The sequence below is a fragment of the Serratia sp. G204Y genome (assembly GCF_051172435.1).
Taxonomy (GTDB): domain Bacteria; phylum Pseudomonadota; class Gammaproteobacteria; order Enterobacterales; family Enterobacteriaceae; genus Serratia; species Serratia sarumanii.
The window spans coordinates 2,748,681-2,763,875 of sequence record NZ_JBPIZA010000001.1 but is presented as its reverse complement, the minus strand read 5'-3'; the positions used below and the strand labels follow the sequence as shown (position 1 = coordinate 2,763,875).

The 15,195-nt window shown below is 59.5% G+C and carries 13 protein-coding genes; 10 read left to right on the top strand and 3 right to left on the bottom strand.

What is annotated here, in order from left to right; genetic code table 11:
• Nucleotides 1–11: 11 nt before the first annotated feature.
• From tig to ACSBQQ_RS13570, 8 genes are all read left to right on the top strand, one after another.
• Entirely contained in the window at nt 12–1,316 is a 1,305-nt protein-coding gene (gene tig / locus ACSBQQ_RS13605) for a trigger factor (protein ID WP_004940358.1), read from the top strand.
• Between the two features lie 438 nt (nt 1,317–1,754).
• Entirely contained in the window at nt 1,755–2,378 is a 624-nt protein-coding gene (gene clpP / locus ACSBQQ_RS13600) for an ATP-dependent Clp endopeptidase proteolytic subunit ClpP (RefSeq protein WP_004940356.1), read from the top strand.
• 143 nt (nt 2,379–2,521) lie between these two features.
• A complete protein-coding gene (gene clpX / locus ACSBQQ_RS13595; protein WP_004940354.1) occupies nt 2,522–3,793 on the top strand; it encodes an ATP-dependent protease ATP-binding subunit ClpX in 1,272 nt (423 codons plus the stop codon).
• Nucleotides 3,794–3,987: 194 nt separating this feature from the next.
• Complete coding sequence (lon, locus tag ACSBQQ_RS13590; RefSeq protein WP_033647305.1) at nt 3,988–6,342, top strand: endopeptidase La; 2,355 nt, start codon at nt 3,988–3,990, stop codon at nt 6,340–6,342.
• Between the two features lie 216 nt (nt 6,343–6,558).
• Nucleotides 6,559–6,831, top strand: coding sequence for a nucleoid-associated protein HU-beta (gene hupB / locus ACSBQQ_RS13585; protein ID WP_004940351.1), 273 nt, complete (start codon nt 6,559–6,561; stop codon nt 6,829–6,831).
• 178 nt (nt 6,832–7,009) lie between these two features.
• Nucleotides 7,010–8,893 (top strand): peptidylprolyl isomerase, encoded by a 1,884-nt coding sequence (gene ppiD / locus ACSBQQ_RS13580; protein WP_060387350.1) that lies wholly within the window; start codon nt 7,010–7,012, stop codon nt 8,891–8,893.
• 138 nt (nt 8,894–9,031) lie between these two features.
• Entirely contained in the window at nt 9,032–9,412 is a 381-nt protein-coding gene (locus ACSBQQ_RS13575; protein WP_033647302.1) for a ComEA family DNA-binding protein, read from the top strand.
• Nucleotides 9,413–9,566: 154 nt separating this feature from the next.
• Entirely contained in the window at nt 9,567–9,980 is a 414-nt protein-coding gene (locus ACSBQQ_RS13570) for an acyl-CoA thioesterase (protein WP_060429149.1), read from the top strand.
• Nucleotides 9,981–10,022: 42 nt separating this feature from the next.
• On the opposite strand, the gene queC is transcribed toward ACSBQQ_RS13570, so the two are convergent.
• A complete protein-coding gene (gene queC / locus ACSBQQ_RS13565; protein ID WP_004940343.1) occupies nt 10,023–10,721 on the bottom strand; it encodes a 7-cyano-7-deazaguanine synthase QueC in 699 nt (232 codons plus the stop codon).
• Nucleotides 10,722–10,835: 114 nt separating this feature from the next.
• A complete protein-coding gene (locus ACSBQQ_RS13560; protein ID WP_060429147.1) occupies nt 10,836–12,551 on the bottom strand; it encodes an SgrR family transcriptional regulator in 1,716 nt (571 codons plus the stop codon).
• A gap of 104 nt (nt 12,552–12,655) precedes the next feature.
• Between ACSBQQ_RS13560 and cof the strand changes: the two genes are divergently transcribed.
• On the top strand, nt 12,656–13,480 hold the full coding sequence (gene cof, locus ACSBQQ_RS13555; protein ID WP_033647299.1) for an HMP-PP phosphatase: 825 nt from the start codon (nt 12,656–12,658) through the stop codon (nt 13,478–13,480).
• 60 nt (nt 13,481–13,540) lie between these two features.
• On the opposite strand, the gene ACSBQQ_RS13550 is transcribed toward cof, so the two are convergent.
• Nucleotides 13,541–14,581 carry a PLP-dependent cysteine synthase family protein gene (locus ACSBQQ_RS13550; RefSeq protein ID WP_041033654.1) on the bottom strand — a complete coding sequence of 347 codons (1,041 nt, stop codon included), beginning with the start codon at nt 14,579–14,581 and terminating at the stop codon, nt 13,541–13,543.
• Nucleotides 14,582–14,703: 122 nt separating this feature from the next.
• Here ACSBQQ_RS13550 and ACSBQQ_RS13545 point away from each other — a divergent pair, with 122 nt between their 5' ends.
• Entirely contained in the window at nt 14,704–15,165 is a 462-nt protein-coding gene (locus ACSBQQ_RS13545; protein WP_060429145.1) for an Lrp/AsnC family transcriptional regulator, read from the top strand.
• Nucleotides 15,166–15,195 lie beyond the last annotated feature (30 nt).

The window sequence follows — 15,195 nt, the reverse complement described above, 5'->3', positions numbered from 1 at the left end:
GAGGTAACAAGATGCAAGTTTCAGTAGAAACCACTCAAGGCCTTGGGCGCCGTCTCTCTATTACTGTACCGGCTGATACTATCAAGCAGGCGGTGAAGAAAGAGCTGATCAACGCAGCGAAAAGCGTGCGTATCGACGGCTTCCGCAAAGGCAAAGTGCCGATGAACATCGTGGAACAGCGTTACGGCGCCTCTGTTCGTCAGGACGTGCTGGGCGAAGCGATGCAGCGCAGCTTCGTTGACGCGATCATCAAAGAAAAGATTAATCCGGCCGGCGCACCAAACTACGTGCCGGGCGAGTACAAAGAAGGTGAAGACTTCACCTTCGCCGTTGAATTCGAAGTGTATCCAGAAGTTGAGCTGAAAGGCCTGGAAAACATCGAAGTTGAAAAACCTGTGGTTGAAGTGAACGACGAAGACGTCGACGCGATGCTGGACACCCTGCGCAAGCAGCAGGCGACCTGGAAAGAAACCGATCGCGCAGCGGAAGCTGAAGATCGCGTGACCGTTGACTTCACCGGTTCTATCGACGGTGAAGAGTTCGAAGGCGGCAAAGCGTCCGACTTCGTACTGGCAATGGGCCAGGGCCGCATGATCCCAGGCTTCGAAGAAGGCCTGGTCGGTCACAAAGCGGGCGAAGAGTTCTCCATCGACGTGAACTTCCCGGAAGATTACCACGCGGAAAACCTGAAGGGCAAAGCGGCCAAATTCGCTATCGTGCTGAAGAAAGTTGAAGAGCGCGAACTGCCGGAGCTGACCGAAGAGTTCATCAAGCGTTTCGGCGTGGCGGACGGTTCCGTTGCCGGCCTGCGCACCGAAGTTCGCAAGAACATGGAGCGCGAGCTGAAAGGCGCCGTGCGTAACCGCATCAAGTCTCAGGCGATCGACGGCCTGGTGAGCGCGAACGAAATCGACGTGCCTGCTGCCCTGATCGACGGCGAAATCGACGTGCTGCGTCGTCAGGCTGCACAGCGTTTCGGCGGCAACGAGAAGCAAGCGCTGGAACTGCCACGCGAGCTGTTCGAAGAGCAAGCGAAACGCCGCGTAGTGGTTGGCCTGCTGCTGGGCGAAGTGATCAGCACCAACGACCTGAAAGCTGACGAAGACCGCGTGAAGACGCTGATCGAAGAAATGGCTTCTGCCTACGAAGATCCGAGCGAAGTCATCGAGTTCTACAGCAAAAACAAAGAGCTGATGAACAACATGCGCAACGTGGCTCTGGAAGAGCAAGCGGTTGAAGCCCTGCTGGCAAAAGCGAAAGTGACTGAAAAAGCCACTACCTTCAGCGAGCTGATGAACCAGACTCAACAGGCGTAATGCCGGCGTGCCGGGTGCCATTAACGGCGCCCCCGGTTTCGCCTGGCGAACCGGCGCACGATGAAAAAGCCCGCAACCTCAGGTTGCGGGCTTTTCTTTTTGCCACGTTGCTGATTAATCTCAGGTTAAGCGGGGCAATATGCACTATATTTACCCTGTTGCCTGGGGAACTGGCTGGCATGATAACGGTCAGATTAACGGCATCGTTTTCGGCGCGCGGAGAAAATCGGCCTCTGGGCTTGAAATCGCGCCGGGATCCCCCAATCTGTAAAGAATAATTCTGGGGCTGTTTGCCAAAGTGCGCGGGATGAAATAACCGTCGGGTACGTGCGGCGCGGGTCGAATGCTTGAGCATAGTCATCATGGCCGTTCTCAAGTAGAATCGGCGTATTAGGGTGACACCCTGGCCGCCAAGGCAATTTCTATTAGGAGACGGTAATGTCATACAGTGGCGAACGAGATCAATTTGCACCGAACATGGCGCTGGTGCCGATGGTGGTAGAGCAGACTTCACGCGGGGAGCGTTCTTACGACATCTATTCCCGCCTGCTGAAAGAGCGCATCATTTTCCTGACCGGCCAGGTGGAAGATCACATGGCCAACCTGATCGTGGCGCAAATGCTGTTCCTCGAAGCGGAAAGCCCGGAAAAAGACATTTACCTCTACATCAACTCGCCGGGTGGGGTAATTACCGCGGGCATGTCGATTTACGACACCATGAAGTTCATCAAGCCGGACGTCAGCACCATCTGTATGGGCCAGGCGTGCTCGATGGGCTCCTTCCTGCTGACCGCGGGTGCCAAAGGCAAACGTTTCTGCCTGCCTAACTCGCGCGTGATGATTCACCAGCCGCTGGGCGGCTACCAGGGCCAGGCGACGGACATCGAAATCCATGCGCGTGAAATCCTTAAGGTGAAAGCGCGCATGAACGAACTGATGGCCGAGCATACCGGCCAGCCGCTGGAGCAGATCGAGCGCGACACCGAGCGCGATCGCTTTATGACCGCGGAAGAAGCCGTGGAATACGGCCTGGTTGACGGCATTCTGACACACCGCAGCTAGAACCACGCGGCGCCGATGGACTATAGTAATCAGAGTGGGCAGGGGCTCGCTCTGTTGTGGCTCCTCGGCGTTCCCGATATGAGTTTGGGCGCACTGCCGCCGTGATTTTCCTGCGGGACAAGACTAAAGAAGAGGTTTGACTGATGACAGATAAGCGCAAAGACGGTTCAGGAAAGCTGCTGTACTGCTCTTTTTGCGGCAAAAGCCAGCATGAAGTGCGTAAGCTGATTGCCGGGCCGTCAGTGTATATCTGCGATGAATGTGTCGATCTGTGTAACGACATTATTCGCGAAGAGATTAAAGAAGTTGCCCCGCATCGTGAGCGCAGTGCGCTGCCGACGCCGCACGAGATCCGCCACCACCTGGATGACTACGTCATCGGCCAGGAGCAGGCGAAGAAAGTGCTGGCGGTTGCGGTGTACAACCACTACAAACGCCTGCGCAACGGCGATACCAGCAACGGTATCGAGTTGGGCAAGAGCAACATCTTGCTGATTGGCCCGACCGGCAGCGGTAAAACCCTGCTGGCGGAAACGCTGGCGCGCTTCCTGGACGTGCCGTTCACCATGGCCGACGCCACCACGCTGACCGAAGCCGGTTACGTGGGCGAGGACGTGGAAAATATTATCCAGAAGCTGTTGCAAAAATGTGACTATGACGTGCAGAAAGCGCAGCGCGGCATCGTTTATATCGATGAAATCGATAAGATTTCCCGCAAGTCCGATAACCCGTCGATCACGCGTGACGTCTCGGGTGAAGGCGTGCAGCAGGCGCTGCTGAAGCTGATTGAAGGCACCATCGCCGCGGTTCCGCCGCAGGGTGGGCGCAAGCATCCGCAACAGGAGTTCCTGCAGGTTGATACCTCCAAGATCCTGTTTATCTGCGGCGGCGCTTTCGCCGGCCTGGATAAGGTGATCGGTCAGCGCGTCAACACCGGCTCCGGCATCGGCTTCGGCGCGACCGTCAAGGGCGAGTCCGAGAAGGCGACCGAGGGCGAACTGCTGCTGCAGGCCGAACCGGAAGATTTGATCAAGTTCGGTCTGATCCCAGAGTTCATCGGCCGTCTGCCGGTGGTGGCGACCCTGAGCGAGCTGAGCGAAGATGCGCTGATTCAGATCCTGAAAGAGCCGAAGAACGCCCTGACCAAGCAGTATCAGGCGCTGTTCAATCTGGAAGGCGTGGAGCTGGAGTTCCGCGACGAAGCGCTGAACGCCATCGCCAAGAAAGCCATGGCGCGCAAAACCGGCGCCCGCGGCCTGCGTTCCATCGTGGAAGGCGCGCTGCTCGACACCATGTACGATCTGCCGTCGATGGACAGCGTAGACAAAGTGGTGATCGACGAGTCGGTCATCGCCGGCCAATCCAAGCCGCTGTTGATCTACGGCAAGCCGGAAGCCCAGGCATCTGGCGAATAATTAGCCAGTTAAACCAGAGCGTTATCAGCAAAATGGGGGATTTCATCCCCCATTTCTTTTTCCTGCATTCTTGCCGTTGAATGTAAGAGATTCATCCCCATATACTCATTAACCAGATTTTATGAAACGTTAGATGCTTGCGTCTCATGAGATTCCCCCTCAACCTGGCGGAAATTAAACTAAGAGAGAGCTCTATGAACCCTGAGCGTTCCGAACGCATTGAAATCCCCGTCCTGCCATTGCGCGACGTGGTGGTTTATCCGCACATGGTGATCCCGTTATTTGTTGGCCGGGAAAAATCGATTCGGTGCCTCGAAGCCGCAATGGATCACGATAAGAAGATCATGCTGGTGGCACAGAAAGAGGCCTCAACGGATGAACCTGGCATTAACGACTTGTTCTCGGTTGGCACCGTAGCGTCGATCCTGCAGATGTTGAAGCTGCCGGACGGCACGGTAAAAGTGCTGGTCGAGGGGCTGCAGCGCGCACGCATCACTACGCTGTCCGACAGCGGTGAGCATTTTGCCGCGCAGGCGGAATACCTTGAGTCGCCAGCGATCGACGAGCGCGAGCAGGAAGTGCTGGTGCGCACCGCGATCAATCAGTTTGAAGGCTATATCAAGCTGAACAAAAAAATCCCGCCGGAGGTGCTGACTTCACTGAACAGCATCGACGACGCCGCGCGCCTGGCGGACACCATCGCTGCCCATATGCCGCTGAAACTCAGCGACAAGCAGTCGGTGCTCGAGATGTCCGACATCACCGAGCGCCTGGAATACCTGATGGCGATGATGGAATCGGAGATCGACCTGCTGCAGGTCGAGAAACGCATCCGCAACCGCGTCAAGAAGCAGATGGAGAAGAGCCAGCGCGAGTACTATCTGAATGAGCAGATGAAGGCGATTCAGAAAGAACTGGGCGAGATGGACGACGCGCCGGACGAGCACGAAGCGCTGAAGCGCAAGATCGATGCGGCGAAAATGCCGAAAGAGGCGCGCGAGAAAACCGAAGCGGAACTGCAAAAGCTGAAGATGATGTCGCCGATGTCGGCGGAAGCGACCGTGGTGCGCGGCTACATCGACTGGATGCTGCAGGTGCCGTGGAATGCGCGCAGCAAGGTGAAAAAAGACCTGAACAAGGCGCAGGAAGTGCTCGATACCGATCACTACGGCCTGGAGCGCGTCAAGGATCGCATTCTCGAGTACCTCGCGGTGCAGAGCCGCGTTAGCAAAATCAAGGGGCCGATCCTGTGTCTGGTGGGGCCGCCGGGCGTGGGTAAAACCTCGCTGGGGCAGTCGATCGCCAAAGCGACCGGCCGCCAGTACGTGCGCATGGCGCTGGGCGGCGTGCGTGACGAAGCGGAAATCCGCGGTCACCGCCGCACCTACATCGGTTCGATGCCGGGCAAACTGATCCAGAAGATGGCCAAGGTCGGGGTGAAGAACCCGCTGTTCCTGCTGGATGAGATCGACAAGATGTCTTCCGACATGCGCGGCGATCCGGCCTCCGCTCTGCTGGAGGTGCTGGATCCGGAACAGAACGTGGCGTTCAACGACCACTACCTGGAAGTGGATTACGATCTGTCCGACGTGATGTTCGTCGCCACCTCGAACTCGATGAACATTCCTGCGCCGCTGCTGGACCGTATGGAAGTGATCCGCCTGTCGGGTTACACCGAGGACGAGAAGCTCAACATCGCCAAGCAGCACCTGCTGCCGAAGCAGCTTGAGCGCAACGCGCTGAAAAAAGGCGAGCTGACGGTCGACGACAGCGCCATCATCGGTATCATTCGCTTCTACACCCGCGAAGCCGGGGTGCGCAGCCTGGAGCGTGAAATCTCCAAGCTGTGCCGTAAAGCGGTGAAAACGCTGCTGATGGACAAGAAGCTCAAGCATATCGAGATCAACGGCGACAACCTGAAGGATTACCTGGGCGTGCAGCGCGTCGATTACGGCCGTGCGGATACCGAAAACCGCGTGGGCGAAGTCACCGGGCTGGCGTGGACGGAAGTGGGCGGCGATCTGCTGACCATCGAAACCGCCTGCGTGCCGGGCAAAGGCAAGCTGACCTACACCGGTTCCCTGGGCGAAGTGATGCAGGAATCGATTCAGGCGGCGCTGACCGTGGTGCGCGCGCGCGCGGAGAAATTGGGCATCAACGCCGATTTCTACGAGAAACGCGACATCCACGTGCACGTGCCGGAAGGGGCGACGCCGAAAGACGGCCCGAGCGCCGGTATCGCGATGTGCACCGCGCTGGTCTCCTGCCTGACCGGCAACCCGGTACGCGCCGATGTGGCGATGACCGGGGAGATCACGCTGCGCGGCCAGGTGTTGCCGATCGGCGGCCTGAAAGAGAAGCTGTTGGCGGCGCATCGTGGCGGCATCAAAACCGTGCTGATCCCTTACGAGAACAAGCGCGATCTGGAAGAGATTCCGGACAATGTTATCGCCGATCTGGAGATTCATCCGGTGCAGCGAATCGATGAAGTTTTGAACATTGCGTTGCAAAACCCGGCCTTCGGCGCACTGCCGGTAGCGGCAAAATAGTGACGAATCGCAAAAACCATTGATAAAACTTATACTGGCAAGCCATTTCGGACTTGCCAGTATTTTTTTGTACCGCTAAGTTAGATCTCTGTCGGCCCGCGTTTTGCCACCCAGTCGGTGGCTTGCCAAGGTTCGATGGGATTGATATAACAGCTGCGCTGTCGCAACCGTAGGGATTTTTCGGTGCGACGATAGAATTCTAGAGGGGATGATAGAGTGAATAAGTCACAACTGATCGACAAGATTGCCGCAGGTGCTGATATTTCCAAAGCGGCAGCGGGACGTGCTTTAGACGCAGTAATCGCTTCCGTTACCGACTCTCTGAAAGCAGGGGATGACGTGGCTCTGGTAGGTTTCGGTTCCTTCACCGTGCGTGAACGTTCGGCTCGTACCGGCCGCAACCCGCAGACCGGTAAAGAGATCAAAATCGCGGCAGCCAAAGTACCGGCCTTCCGTGCAGGGAAAGCGCTGAAAGACGCTGTAAACTGATTTAGCGTCTAACCGTTTAGCGTAACAGGGTTTTGTAATAAACAATCACCTGACGCAGCGGTGCTGGTAAGGTAAGATACAAGGCGCATCGGACTGATGCGCTTTTTTTATTTTTGTCGCAGGGAACGCGCCTGCACAAGGGTTGTTAATCCACATCACAGCGGAGTGTTGTCACACTATGATGGACAATTTACGCGCGGCTGCTAATCACGTCGTGCTCAAAATCATCCTGGCCCTGATCATCCTGTCATTCGTTCTGACCGGGGTGGGTAACTACCTGATCGGCGGCTCCGGCGATTATGCTGCGAAAGTAAATGGTCAGACGATCGAGCGCGCTCAGCTGGAACAGGCTTTCCAAAGCGAGCGTAGCCGCATGCAGCAGCAGCTGGGTGACCAGTTCTCCGCGCTGGCCGGCAACGAAGGCTATATGCAGCAGATGCGCCGTCAGGTGTTGTCCCAGTTGATCGACAACATGCTGCTCGACCAGTACGCCAAGAAGCTGGGCCTGGCGGTCAGCGACGATCAGATCAAGGACGCCATCCGCAAGGCGCCTTACTTCCAGACCAACGGCCAGTTCGATAACGCCAAATACCTCGACCTGATCGGCCGCATGGGCTACACCGCCGACAACTTCGCGCAGTCGATGCGCCAGCAGTTGGTCAATCAGCAGGTGATCCAGGCCTTCGGCGATTCCGGCTTCGTGCTGCCGTCTGAATCGCAAGCCATGGCGGCGTTGGTGCTGCAGGAGCGCGACGTGCGCCTGGCGACCATCGATTTGAAAGCGCTGCAGGCGAAACAGAGCGCCGGCGACGACGAACTGAAGGCGTATTACGATCAGAACAAGAACAGCTTCATCGCACCTGAGCAGGTGAAGGTGAGCTATATCCCGCTGGACGCTGCGTCCATGCAGGACAAGGTGAAAGTGAGCGAAGAAGACATCAGCGCTTACTACGACCAGCACAAGAGCAGCTACGGCCAGCCGGAGCGTAAAAACTACAGCGTGATCCAGCTGAAAACCGAGGCGGAAGCCAACGCGGCGCTGGACGAGCTGAAGAAGGGCGCCGATTTCGCCACGCTGGCGAAAGAGAAATCCACCGACATCATCTCACGCCGCACCGGCGGCGAGCTGGGTTGGCTGGAGCCGGAAACCACCGCCGACGAGCTGAAGCAGGCTAACCTGACCGAGAAAGGGCAGCTGTCCGGCGTGGTGAAGTCTTCCGTCGGCTACCTGATCGTGCGTTTGAACGATATCGAACCTGAGAAAGTGAAGCCGCTGAGCGAAGTGCATGACGCCATCGCCAAGCAGGTGCAGCAGGAGAAAGCGGTAGACGCGTATTACGCGCTGCAGCAGAAGGTGAGCGAAGCGGCGACCAGCGACAACGAATCTCTGGCCTCGGCTGAAGAAGCGGCCGGCGTGAAAGCGGCGCAAAGCGACTGGTTCACCCGTGACAACATTCCTGCCGCGCTGAACTTCAAGCCGGTCGTGCAGGCGATCTTCGACGGCTCGCTGATCGGCGAGAACGGCGCGCCGGGCAGCAACTCCGACGTGATCACCGTAGACGGCGACCGCGCCTTCGTGGTGCGCGTGAGCGGCCACAAGCCGGAAGGCATCGAACCGTTCGACCAGGTGAAAGACCGCGTGGCGGAACTGGTGAAGCGCAACAAGGCGCTGCAGGCAGCGAAACTGCAGGGCGAGAAGCTGCTGGTTGAGCTGAAGCAGGGCAAGGGCGACGAGGCGATGAAAGCCGCCGGCCTGAGCTTTGGCGCCGTGCAGAAGATGGCGCGCGCGCCGGAAGACAGCCAGCTGGTGGAGAGCGTGTTTGCGCTGCCGCACCCGCAGGAAGGTAAACCGGTATACGGCATGTCGCAGGATCGTCAGGACAACGTGGTGCTGATCGCGCTCGATGCGGTGAAGCCAGGCACGTTGCCGGAAGACGAAATGAAAACCTTCGTTGGCAAGATGGAAGAGGGCGCGACCGGCGTCTCCTTCGATTCGCTGCTGGCGAGCCTGCGTAAAGAAGCCGAGATCAAAATGGGAGCCGCTGAGCAACAGCCTCAGTAATCGCCGCATTTTTCTGCAACGCAGTGCAACAAACAAAGGCCGCTTTCGCGGCCTTTTCCACATCTGATATCCGCCGATTGCTGAATATCCGCCGCCGCGGCAAGGTAACCGTGCTGTCACACACAAGGAGGATACAGCATGCAACATTCAGAGAAAAAAGCGTTTTTCGGTTACCGTCGTCACGTTAACGCCGCGCTGACCGCGCTGTTGTTATGCCTGGCGGGGCCGGCCGCCGCGGTGAATAAAGCCGAGGCTCCGGCACCCATGCTTTCAGCACCGGCGAGCAATGGCGGGCAACCGGTGATGACCAAGGCAAGCGAGGAGGCGGCGGTCAGCATCAATCAGGCCACCGCCGAACAGCTGGCCGCCGCCTTGAGCGGCGTCGGCCTGAAGAAGGCGGAAGGCATCGTGCGCTACCGCGAGCAGAACGGGCCGTTCACCCAGATTGAGCAGTTGCAGGAGGTACCGGGCATCGGGCCGGCGCTGTTTGAGAAGAACCGCGCCCGGCTGAAAATGTGATCCCGGTCGCGGCTGCGTGGCAAAATGCCGCTGAGGCCGAAACTCCTCTGCTACATTTTACAGGTCTTACCAGTTTGGCGCGTTGACCAAACGGGCGAGGGAGCCAGCGCGGCTCCCTCTTTCTGTAATCACCAGGCAGGAGCGATCGTTCCCTATGCAAACCTTTATCAAAGTTCGCGGTTATCATCTTGATGTTTACCAGCACGTTAACAATGCTCGCTATCTGGAGTTTTTGGAAGAGGCGCGTTGGGAGTGGCTGGGGAACGAGGCCGGGTTCCGCTGGATGACGGAAAACAACATCGCTTTCATCGTGGTGAACATCAATATCAATTACCGCAGCCCGGCGGTATTGGGGGATAAGCTGCGTATCGACAGCCAGATGGTGCAGCTCAACGGCAAGAGCGGCGTGCTGAGCCAAAAGGTGACGCAGGATCCGGCGGGGACGCCGGTGGCCGACGCGCTGCTGACTTTCGTGTGCGTCGATCTGAAAACGCAGCGTGCGCTGCCGCTCGAGGGGGAACTGCGTGCGCATCTGGAGGCGCTTGTGCCGCAGGAAAACTCACGGTAAACAGGGGGGGAACGGGCGGCAGAAGCTGCCGCCGTCACTGCCTCAGGCCAGACCGGCCTTTTGTTTCAACGCGGCCATCACTTCCGCCTGATTGGCGCGATACTGCGTCAGGCCATTGGCGCGCAGGTTGCAGGCGGCGCACTCGCCGCAGCCGTCACCCTTGATGCCGTTGTAGCAGGTCAGCGTATCCTGGCGCACGCGATCCAGCTGGTGGTAATAGTCCGCCAGCGCCCAGGTCTCGGCCTTGTTCAGCCACATCAGCGGCGTTTCGAAGCGGATATCGCGGGCGATGCCCAGCGTCACCGCCTTGTTCAACGCTTTAACGAACTCGTCGCGGCAATCGGGGTAGCCGGAGAAATCGGTTTCACACACGCCGGTGATCACCGCTTCCGCTTCCACCTGGTAGGCGTAGATCGCCGCCAGCGTCAGGAACAGGATGTTGCGGCCCGGCACGAAGGTGCTCGGCAGCGCATTTTTCTGATTGGGATCGTAGGCGGGAACCGGGATATTGTCGCGCGTCAGGCTGCTGACGGCCAGCTCGTTGAGCAGCGTTACGTCCAGCACCTTGTGCGCCTTGGCGCCGAGGGCCACCGACAGCTCCTGAGCCACTTCAATCTCGGCGCGATGGCGCTGGCCGTAATCGAACGTGACGCAGTGAACTTCGTCATACTGTTGCAATGCCTGGATCAAGCAGGTCGTGGAGTCTTGCCCACCGCTGAAAACGACAACCGCGCGCTTCATAAAATCACCTTTTTGGGCTTTGGCCTCTCCCGATACACATTCGGGCGGCAGGATAAAATTGCGTTGCGGCGACAATAGTAGCAGAAAGGGCCGCCAGGCGCAGGGCGGTTCGGCTCAGGCCGGGGCGTCGTCCACCGGCGGCGGCAGCCACGCCTGGCAAAAATCGAACCAGCCGTGAGCGGTCAGCGTGACGCCATGCATGCGCGGCGGCGCGCTGATCTGATACTGGTAGTGAAACAGCGGCGTGATGATGGCGGCGGCCATCAGCCGTTGATAATAAGCCTGCAGTTGTGCGAAGCGCGGTTGCTGCGCCTGCAGCTGCTGGATCTGCCGCAGCGTGTCCTGTTGCTGTTGCCAGCGGCTTTCCGTCAGGATGCCGCGCCACAGCGTATCCTGCCGCAGCCAGCTCTCCAGCGTCGCCTCCGGCGCTTCGCCGATCAGGTTGTCCGCCAGCAGCAGGTCGGCCTGGGCGATCTGTTCCTCGCTTTGCCAGCGCTTGCCGGCGTAGTAGCGCACTTCCAGCTCGCAGCCGTGCTGCGCGAGCAGCCGCTGTAGCGCGGCCGTCACCGTTTCCAGCTCGACCGGCGGCCGATACAGCAGCGTCAGCCGGGCGGGCAGGGCGACGTCCTCTTCGACCTGTTGGCGGGGGATGCGCCAGCCGGGCAGCATTTCATGGCTGGGGGTGATCACGCTGTTGGGGATCGGCAGATGGCTCAGCAGGCCGGACTGCTGGATCAGCATCAGCAGTTTTTGCCCCTGGGCTTCGCTCAGCACGCCGTGGCGCAGGTTCAGCGCCAAATAACACCAGCCCAGGCTCATGCTGCGCTGCACCGGCCGGGCCTGCGCCAAATCGTCTTGTTGACCGATGGTGATGCGCACCGGATGCTGGCAGCTGGTGTAGGGGGCGGCGGTGGGCAGATCGGGGGTGATCCAGTATTCGATGGTGTCCAGATACGGATGCTGCAGGTGGTAACCGGCGTGCTGTTCCAGCCGCACCAGCTGCGGTTCATTCAGCGTCAGCTTGAACGGGCCGGCGCCGATGGCCGGCAGCTCCGGGTGGGTCATCAGGCAAGGCAGTTCCGCCAGCCGGTGGGCCAGCCAGTAATCCGGCAGATGCAGATCGAACTGAACGCACAGCGGATGCGGCAGGCTGATGCGCGCGACGTTGGCCAGGCTCGGTTGGCTGCGCGGATGGTGTTGCAGTTTTTCCAGCGTTTGCAGCAGCTGGTGGCCGGTCAACGGTTCGCCGTTGTGCCAGCGCAGCTGGCTGCGCAGAAAGAAGCGCCAGCGCAGGCCGCAATCGCTAATCTGCCAATGGTGCGCCAGATCGGGCTGCGGTTCCGGGTTACCGGTCATCAGGCGCGTCAGCCCGGCGTGCAGGGTCGACACCAGGTGTTGCTCGGCGCGGCCGGTCAGCGTGAGCGGGTCGAGCGTTTCCAACGTGCGGTAATAGGGAATGCGCAGCGTCGGGCTGCCGGCCTGCCATTGCCCGCCGAGGTGCGGGCTGAGCAGATCCTGCAGGTGCTGCGGATCGAGCTGCGCCATCTCCAGCGCCCCCTGATGGTTGCCCTGTTGCAGCAGCTGTTGCAACAGCTGAGCGCGTAGCTCATCCGGGGTTTTCAGGCAGTGTAGGCGGGCGCGTTTGCCCCGGCCGGGCTGCGAATGCCAGCTCAGCCAGCCCTGATCCTGCAGCTGTTGCACCAGCGTGCGGGCGTGCCGCTCGCTGCAGTAGAACATCGCCGCCAGTTCGCCGATGGTCACGGCGACCGGCGCGCTGCCGAGCTGATGGTACAAGCGTTGATATTGGCTGAGGCGGTGAACCAGGCGCATGGGCAGAAATCCGGAACGGTTTTCTCAAATTGTTCACTATTACTTCCGCAAATACCATCCCATACTGCATTGATTGCAATCGCGTTCACATTCAAGAGGTCTTTATGTATCGCCTGGCAGCTTTCGATATGGACGGCACGCTGTTGATGCCGGATCACCGGGTTGGCCCGGAAACGCTGGCGGTGCTGAACCAGCTGGTGGAGCGGGAGATGGTGGTGACGTTCGCCACCGGGCGGCACTACCTCGACGCGCAGCCGATCATGGCGCAGTTGGGGCTGCAGGGCTACCTGATCACCGGCAACGGCACGCGGGTGTATGACAACCGCGGCCAACAGCTGCACGCTACCGATCTGCCGGCGGCGGTCGCCGAAGAGGTTTTGCATCATCATTGGCGCACCCGCGCCAGCATGCACGTGTTCCGCGACGAAGGCTGGCTGACCGAGTTTCCCGTGCCGGAAGAGATGCTGCGGGCGCACCACCTGAGCGGCTTTCGTTTTCAGCTGGCCGACGTGCGCCGCCTGCCGGCGTTCGGCAACAGCAAGGTGTGCTTTGTCGCGCCGCATGAGGAGCTGCTGGCGTTGCAGGTGCAGCTGCGGGCGCAGCTGGGTGACGAGGCAGACCTGTGCTTTTCCGCCTACGACTGCCTGGAGGTGCTGCCGCTCGGTTGCAACAAAGGCACGGCGCTGGACCGGCTGAGCCGCCATCTGGGGCTGACGATGGCCGACTGCATGGCGTTCGGCGACGCGATGAACGACAAAGAGATGCTGGGGGCGGTGGGGCACGGCGTGGTGATGGGCAACGCCCTGCCGCAGCTGAAATCCCTGCTGCCGCAGCTACCGGTTATCGGCCATTGCCAGCAGCAGGCGGTGGCCCACTATTTACAACATTGGCTGCGTTCACCTTGCCTCACCTATTCCCCCGAAGAATGAGGTTCTCCTTACAGCCGGCCGGGTATGACTACCCGGCTTTTTTTTATCCGCAGCCTGGCGTTACAAATCCGCCAGCTGCGCCAGATACGGCTGCAGATCGCCGATGTTATTGCTGACCCATTCCGGGTTGTAATAGGTATCCAGATAACGCTCGCCGCTGTCGCACAGCAGGGTGACGATCGACCCTTGCTCGCCGTTTTCCCGCATCTGTTTCGCCAATTGCAGCGCCCCCCAGACGTTGGTGCCGGTGGAAGCACCAACCTTGCGGCCGAGCACGCCTTCCAGCCAGTGAATGGTGGCGACGCTGGCGGCATCCGGCACCCGCAGCATGTTGTCGACCACCGACGGGATGAACGACGGCTCGGCGCGCGGGCGGCCGATGCCTTCAATGCGGCTGCCGCAGCTGCCGATCAGGGTGCGATCGCCGTGGTGGAAGCAGTCATAGAACACCGAATTTTCCGGATCGACCACCGTCAATTGCGTATCGTGCCCCTGATAGCGGATGTAGCGCCCCAGCGTGGCGGAGGTGCCGCCGGTGCCGGCGCTCATCACGATGTGTTTCGGCACCGGGAAGGGTTCGCGCGCCATCTGGCGGAAGATGCTGTCGGCGATATTGTTGTTGCCGCGCCAGTCGGTGGCGCGCTCGGCGTAGGTGAACTGATCCATATAGTGGCCGTTCAGCTCTTTCGCCAGCTGTTCGGAGGCGGCGTAGATCTGGGCGGCGTGATCGACGAAGTGACAGCGGCCGCCGTAAAAGGCGATCTGTTCCACCTTGCGGCGCGCGGTGCAGGACGGCATCACCGCGATGAACGGCAGGCCGATCAGACGGGCGAAGTAGGCTTCGGACACCGCGGTGCTGCCGGAAGAGGCCTCGATGATGGTGGTGTTTTCGGTGATCCAGCCGTTGCACAGGCCATAAAGGAACAGCGAGCGCGCCAGACGGTGTTTCAGGCTACCGGTCGGGTGGGTGCTCTCATCTTTCAGATACAGGCAGATGCCGGGAAACGCCGGCATGTTCAGGCGAATCAGGTGCGTATCGGCGGAGCGCTGAAAATCCGCTTCTATTTCACCGATAGCATATTTTACCCAAGAGTTTGTCATGATTTGGCCTCAGAATAGGGGGCTGGTTTATGGCGTAGCATAGCCTGTCGGCAGGAAAAAAGGATTGCCATTTTCCCTGTTTAATCGCCTAATGGGAGAAAATTTTTCTCCTGGTAGCCGCTATGTTAGATAAAACAGACCGTAAGCTGCTGTGCATGCTGCAGCAAGATTGCACCCAGTCACTGCAGGCGCTGGCCGATGCGGTCAATTTGACCTCGACGCCGTGCTGGAAACGGCTGAAGCGCCTGGAAGACGAGGGCTATATCCGCGGCCGGGTGGCGCTGCTGGATAACGAAAAGCTCGGCCTGGGGCTGACGGCGTTTGTGCTGATCAAGACCCAGCAGCACAGCAGCGAGTGGTATCAGGCGTTTGTGCAGTTGACCAGCCAGATGCCCGAGGTGCTGGCGTTCTACCGCATGGCGGGGGAGTACGATTACCTGATGCAGGTCGAAGTGGCGGACATGAAAAGCTACGACGGCTTTTATAAGCGCCTGGTGAACGGCGTATCGGGCCTCATCGACGTCACCTCGAGCTTTGCCATGGAAAAAATCAAATACACCACTGCATTGCCGGTGCCGGAGTGAAAAGTTCACCGGACGGGCGGCTCAACGGTG

Excerpts from the sequence above, each read along its gene's own strand:
- tig (WP_004940358.1), top strand. The coding sequence starts at position 12 with ATGCAAGTTTCAGTAGAAACCACTCAAGGCCTTGGGCGCCGTCTCTCT.
- clpP (WP_004940356.1), top strand. The coding sequence starts at position 1,755 with ATGTCATACAGTGGCGAACGAGATCAATTTGCACCGAACATGGCGCTG.
- clpX (WP_004940354.1), top strand. The coding sequence starts at position 2,522 with ATGACAGATAAGCGCAAAGACGGTTCAGGAAAGCTGCTGTACTGCTCT.
- lon (WP_033647305.1), top strand. The coding sequence starts at position 3,988 with ATGAACCCTGAGCGTTCCGAACGCATTGAAATCCCCGTCCTGCCATTG.
- ppiD (WP_060387350.1), top strand. The coding sequence starts at position 7,010 with ATGATGGACAATTTACGCGCGGCTGCTAATCACGTCGTGCTCAAAATC.
- ACSBQQ_RS13575 (WP_033647302.1), top strand. The coding sequence starts at position 9,032 with ATGCAACATTCAGAGAAAAAAGCGTTTTTCGGTTACCGTCGTCACGTT.
- ACSBQQ_RS13570 (WP_060429149.1), top strand. The coding sequence starts at position 9,567 with ATGCAAACCTTTATCAAAGTTCGCGGTTATCATCTTGATGTTTACCAG.
- queC (WP_004940343.1), bottom strand. The coding sequence starts at position 10,721 with ATGAAGCGCGCGGTTGTCGTTTTCAGCGGTGGGCAAGACTCCACGACC.
- ACSBQQ_RS13560 (WP_060429147.1), bottom strand. The coding sequence starts at position 12,551 with ATGCGCCTGGTTCACCGCCTCAGCCAATATCAACGCTTGTACCATCAG.
- cof (WP_033647299.1), top strand. The coding sequence starts at position 12,656 with ATGTATCGCCTGGCAGCTTTCGATATGGACGGCACGCTGTTGATGCCG.
- ACSBQQ_RS13550 (WP_041033654.1), bottom strand. The coding sequence starts at position 14,581 with ATGACAAACTCTTGGGTAAAATATGCTATCGGTGAAATAGAAGCGGAT.
- ACSBQQ_RS13545 (WP_060429145.1), top strand. The coding sequence starts at position 14,704 with ATGTTAGATAAAACAGACCGTAAGCTGCTGTGCATGCTGCAGCAAGAT.